Genomic DNA, 5,686 nt, shown 5'->3' with positions numbered 1-5,686 from the left:
TGTCCGGGGTTGCCGGCTTCGCCGGGCAAACAAAAAAACCCCGCAAGCACTTAGCTTGCGGGGTTTGGTATTACTGAGCATTGCTCTAAGAACAGTTTTTAGAACAGCTCAAAGAACGCTAGTAAACGTGCTTAGCCGAGCAGGTGCTCAACAGCCGCGCGCTCTTCACGCAGTTCTTTCTCGGTAGCCTGCATCTTCTCTTTGCTGAACGCGTCCAACTCAAAGCCTTGAACGATTTCATACTTGCCACCCTGACAACGAACTGGGTAGGAGTAGATTATGCCTTCTTCAATGCCGTAGCTGCCGTCAGACGGGATCGCCATGCTGACGATACCATCGCAACCCAGTGCCCAATCACGCATGTGATCAATGGCTGAAGACGCCGCAGACGCTGCAGAAGATGCGCCGCGTGCTTTGATAATCGCCGCACCGCGCTGCTGTACTGTCGGGATAAAGTCGTTTTCGTACCAGTCACGCTCGACCAGATCGAAGGCGGCTTTGCCGTCTACTTTGCACTGCGCCAGATCCGGATACTGGGTAGCACTGTGGTTGCCCCAGATAATCATGCTGTCAACGTCGGTAACGTGCTTGCCGGTTTTCTGAGCCAGCTGCGTCAGCGCACGGTTGTGGTCCAAACGCGTCATCGCAGTGAACTGGCCTGCATCGAGGTCCGGCGCATTGCAAGAAGCAATCAATGCGTTGGTGTTAGCCGGGTTACCGACAACCAGCACGCGCACGTCACGGCTAGCGTGATCGTTCAGCGCTTTACCTTGTACAGAGAAGATCGCGGCGTTGGCTTCCAGCAGATCTTTACGCTCCATACCCGGGCCACGCGGACGTGCACCTACCAGCAAGGCGAAATCGGCATCTTTGAAGGCAACGTTCGGATCATCAGTGGCAACGATGTCTTGTACCAGCGGGAAAGCACAGTCGTTAACTTCCATGACAACGCCATTCAGGGCGTCCATGGCTTGGGGAATTTCGAGAAGCTGGAGAATGACTGGCTGATCCGGCCCCAGCATATCGCCAGCGGCGATGCGGAAAATAAGAGAGTAGCTGATCTGGCCGGCACCGCCGGTAATCGCAATACGTACTGGATCTTTCATCATTGCTCCTTGATGGTTCGCCTAGGGTGGGTTCTCGCCTGAGAGTGGGACGACAGAACTCAAGACGCAAAGATGGTATGCCCAGATGTGCAAAAACTCAATCATACATGAGACTACTACCCATTCTCTCAGCGGCTTGGTACTCGCTGCCAGACGCCAGTTGCGCTATGGTGTGTCGGTCAGTAAGCCTTAACTCTTAGTACGGCCTACCCTTCAGCATGACTTGCCTTGTGTGATTTTTTTGGGTTAATACGGATATAACTACCCCATGCGACGAATCCCCTACTCTTACGCGCTTGCTAGCCTGCTGGTTCTGGCGCTTGTGATATGGCTAGCGGTTGGCGATTTCCAACGTTTCCAAAGCAGTCCACCTGATGTAGATACCACTGAACGCGACGCAACACCTCGTGTAGAGGTGATGACCCAGCAGAGCGCGCCCTATATTCCTAAGCACGTGCTGCAAGGCCAGCTAACTGCTGAAAAAGAAACACTGCTGCGCGCCAATGTAACTGGCTATGTCGCAGAAAAACCGGTGGCCCAAGGAGAAACCGTCAGCCGAGGCGAGACACTGCTGGTACTAGACAACGACGCGTTACCCCAACGTCTGCAGCAGGCACGTGATGAGTTAACGCTTGCTGAAGCGGAGTACGCCGGCGCCCAAAACCTGCGTCGCCGTGAGCTGATTTCTCAGCCAGAATTGCTGCGCCTGCAAAGTGCCTTAAGCGCCAGCGCCGCCCAGGTGGCTCAGTTAGAAAAGCAGTTAAGCGATACTCGCCCTACCGCGCCCTTTGAAGGCGTGCTGGACCGCGTCCAGGTTGAACTTGGCGACTTACTGCAACCAGGCGAAGAGTGGGCACGACTGATCGACGACCGACGCTTAATCGGCACCGCTTGGGTGGCTCAACAGCAAATCGGTGAGTTAAGCGTTGGCTTGCCTGTCACCGCGCGACTGCTCAATGGCCAGTCGCTTTCAGGCGAAGTGTCTTACATTAGTAGTCGCGCAGAAGAAGCCACTCGCACGTTCTATATCGAAGTAACGCTCGACAATCCAGACAGGCAACGCCTAGCAGGGAGCAGCGCTGAATTCACCATAACGCTGCCACCTCGCCAAGTGCATACCCTATCGCCTGCTCTCTTTAATCTGAACGAGCAGGGTCAATTAGCCATCAAGCACGTTGTTGAAAATAACCGCGTTGCCCAAACGGCGATTGAATTGGTCAGTGCTGATACCGAACGCGCCTACGTTACTGGCCTACCCAGCTCCGTGCAGTTGATCACCCTCGGCGCAGGTTTGGTCAACCCAGGCGACACCGTAACACCAGTGTCTACCCAGGAAGGTGGTCATGCGTCAGTTGATTAATGCGGCGCTAACCCACACGCGAACCACTCTGCTTCTCCTGGTTGGCTTGCTGCTGGCGGGTACAACCGCCTGGCAGATGATCCCCAAGGAAGCCAATCCAGACGTCACTATCCCGATTATATACGTCTCGCTTTCGCTGGAAGGCGTTAGCCCGGAAGATGGTGAGCGCCTGCTAGTTCGCCCAATGGAGCAGGAGCTGCGTGGAATCGAAGGGCTGCGCAAATTTACCGCCCAGTCTAGCGAAGGTCATGGGTCGGTAACGCTGGAGTTTGATCCTGGCTTTGATCCGGATACAGCGCTTTCTGATGTACGCGAACGCGTGGATATCGCCCGCAGTAGCTTACCGGATGAAGCGGACGAGCCTCGGGTCATGGAGGTTAACGTCTCTGAGTTTCCAGTGTTGAGCATCGGCCTTTCCGGCGAGTTGGATACTCGAGAACGGGTAACCATTGCGCGTCGCTTAAAAGAGGAAATAGAGGGCATTGCCGACGTTCTAGAGGTCGATATTGCTGGCGACCGCGAGGACTTACTCGAAATTGTCGTTGATCCACTGGTACTGGAAAGTTACGGCGTTGATTTTGATACGCTGTTTAATCAAATCTCACGCAATAATCGCCTAGTTGCTGCGGGCAGCTTGGATACCGGCGCCGGACGGCTAGCACTAAAAGTACCGGGCATTATCGAATCGTTAAACGATGTCATGGACATGCCGGTGAAAGTTGACGGCGACCAAGTGGTTACGTTTGGTGATGTTGCGTGGATTTTACCGACCTACAAAGATCCCGAAGGATTCGCCCGCATCGACGGCCAGCCAGCAGTAGTACTGGAAATTTCCAAGCGCGCGGGGGCGAATATCATCGCCACCATTGAAGCCGTAAGAGAACGCTTTGCCCAGGCAGGCGACCTACTGCCTGAACAGCTGCGTATTACCACGATTTTAGACGAGTCGGTTACCGTTCAAAACATGCTCTCTGAGCTGTTAAATAACGTACTCACCGCAGTGGTGCTGGTATTAATTGTTGTCGTAGCCGTGATGGGTTGGCGCATGGCGTTGCTGGTGGGCCTGACCATACCCGGCGCGTTTTTAACCGGCATTCTACTGGTTTGGGCATTTGGTTTTACGCTCAACATTGTGGTGTTATTTGCGCTGATCTTAGTGGCTGGCATGCTAGTGGATGGTGCGATTGTAGTCAGCGAGCTCGCTGACCGACACCTGCATGAGGGGCAGTCTCCCCACCAGGCTTGGCTGAATGCCGCAACACGCATGAGCTGGCCGGTTATTGCCTCTACCGCGACAACGCTTGCGGTATTTATACCACTGCTATTTTGGCCAGGCGTGGTAGGTCAGTTTATGAAGTACCTGCCTGCCACCGTCATCTTGTGCCTTCTTGCGTCGCTAGCCATGGCTCTGGTGTTTTTGCCAACCCTGGGGCGATTGTTTACCCGCACATCCCATACAGCAACCGCGGGTGCTGGCCCGGTCGACGAAAGCACGTCGCTTGGGCGCGCCTATCGCCGCGTACTCGGACGTTTGCTGCAGCATCCCGCCTGGGTGCTCGTGTTTGCGGTGCTGTTAATTGGGTTGATTTATACCGGCTATGCTCGTTTTAATCATGGCGTTGATTTCTTCCCCAGCGTAGAGCCGGACAGCGCGCAAGTGCTGGTACGTGCCCGAGGCGATTTTTCCGCTGAAGAAACCGACACCATCCTGAAGCGGGTGGAAAGCCGACTGGGCAGCATGGGAGAAATCGAAGCCCTTTATGCACGCTCTTTTGCGGTGCCTAACCAGCAAATGGGCAATGATGTGATCGGGATGTTGCAGTTTCAGTTTGTGGACTGGTATCAGCGCCGCCCTGCCCGCACGATTTTGGCTGACATGGCCGAGCGCACTCAAGATCTACCGGGGATAACGCTAGAGTTTCGCGAGCAGGAGATGGGGCCTGGCGGCGGCAAACCTATTCTGCTCGAAGTCAGCGCCACTGATCCAGACATCGCAAATGCCGGCGTTGACCAGATTACGGCACTAATGCACGAGCTAGGCGGCTTTACCGACATCCAGGATAACCGCAGCCTGCCCGGGGTCGAATGGCAGGTAAAAGTTAATCGTGAAGCCGCTGCCCGCATGGGCACCGATATCACCACCATTGGTAGTGCTGTACAGCTACTCACCACTGGCCTTCAAGTGGCCAACTACCGTCCCCCCACCGTTACTGATGAGGTGGATATTCGCGTGCGCTTACCGGAACACTGGCGCACGCTCAACCAACTTGAACGACTGACGATCAACACCCCACGAGGCCAAGTGCCTATTGCTCACTTTGTAGACATTACGCCCGCCCCCAAAGTTGGCACCCTGAATCGTATTGATGGACGCCGTGCGATTACCGTTGAGGCAGATTTAGCACCAGGCTATTTAGCGGACGAGCGGTTGCGAGCGCTACTAGATGCAGGCCAAAGCCAACTTGACGATAGTTTGATGGTTAATGTGGCGGGTGAACAAGAAGATCAGCAGGAATCCATGCAGTTCTTGATCAGCGCTTTCTTGATCGCGATTGGGCTAATGGCGCTGATTCTGGTGACACAGTTCAATAGCTACTATCAAGCAGCGCTAGTGCTATCGGCCATTGTGTTCTCCACTGCGGGCGTTTTGATGGGACTGCTCATTACTGGCCAAGCGTTTGGTATTGTCATGGTGGGCATGGGCATTATCGCCCTGGCAGGTATTGTCGTTAACAACAATATCGTCTTGATCGACACTTACAACGAGTTGCGCGGCCAAGGCATGCCCCCAACCGAAGCGGCACTAGAAGCAGGCACCCTGCGCTTACGCCCAGTGCTTCTCACCGCTATTACCACCGTGCTGGGGTTAATGCCGATGGTGCTGGGAATCAACGTTAATCTTTTTGCACCCGCGCTAGGATTCAATGCCCCCTCGGCCCAGTGGTGGACACAAATGTCCAGCGCGATTGCCGGCGGCCTCACGTTCGCCACAGCCCTGACACTCTTATTAACCCCCTGCATGCTAGTGATAGGCGGCAAGCTAAGGCGTGAGAAGTAATAGGTGAGGTGTGAGACTGCATAGCAGGGGCGACTGGGGCACCGTTCGCGGGTGCCTCATTTGCTCGTGCCTCGCAAGATTCGTTACACCGCGCTACAAAATACTGAATGCACAGGAGTTGTAGCGCGTATATGGACTCCTCCTCGTCTGCAAGCACAAAAG

General features: G+C 54.8%; 3 protein-coding genes. 2 read left to right on the top strand and 1 reads right to left on the bottom strand.

Annotated features, from left to right (window positions below; translation table 11 throughout):
* Nucleotides 1–131: 131 nt before the first annotated feature.
* A complete protein-coding gene (locus tag INT21_RS11760; protein ID WP_038486035.1) occupies nt 132–1,106 on the bottom strand; it encodes a malate dehydrogenase in 975 nt (324 codons plus the stop codon).
* Between the two features lie 268 nt (nt 1,107–1,374).
* Between INT21_RS11760 and INT21_RS11755 the strand changes: the two genes are divergently transcribed.
* Nucleotides 1,375–2,466, top strand: coding sequence for an efflux RND transporter periplasmic adaptor subunit (locus tag INT21_RS11755; protein ID WP_193060834.1), 1,092 nt, complete (start codon nt 1,375–1,377; stop codon nt 2,464–2,466).
* Nucleotides 2,450–5,524 carry an efflux RND transporter permease subunit gene (locus INT21_RS11750; RefSeq protein WP_193060833.1) on the top strand — a complete coding sequence of 1,025 codons (3,075 nt, stop codon included), beginning with the start codon at nt 2,450–2,452 and terminating at the stop codon, nt 5,522–5,524. Before INT21_RS11755 ends, INT21_RS11750 begins: the two co-directional genes overlap by 17 nt.
* The last annotated feature ends 162 nt before the right edge of the window (nt 5,525–5,686 follow it).

Source organism: Halomonas sp. 3F2F, assembly GCF_014897805.1.
Taxonomy (GTDB): Bacteria; Pseudomonadota; Gammaproteobacteria; order Pseudomonadales; family Halomonadaceae; genus Vreelandella.
Note: the sequence above shows the minus strand (reverse complement) of the source record. Positions and strands in the feature narration are given on the sequence as shown.

Excerpts from the sequence above, each read along its gene's own strand:
- INT21_RS11760 (WP_038486035.1), bottom strand. The coding sequence starts at position 1,106 with ATGAAAGATCCAGTACGTATTGCGATTACCGGCGGTGCCGGCCAGATC.
- INT21_RS11755 (WP_193060834.1), top strand. The coding sequence starts at position 1,375 with ATGCGACGAATCCCCTACTCTTACGCGCTTGCTAGCCTGCTGGTTCTG.
- INT21_RS11750 (WP_193060833.1), top strand. The coding sequence starts at position 2,450 with ATGCGTCAGTTGATTAATGCGGCGCTAACCCACACGCGAACCACTCTG.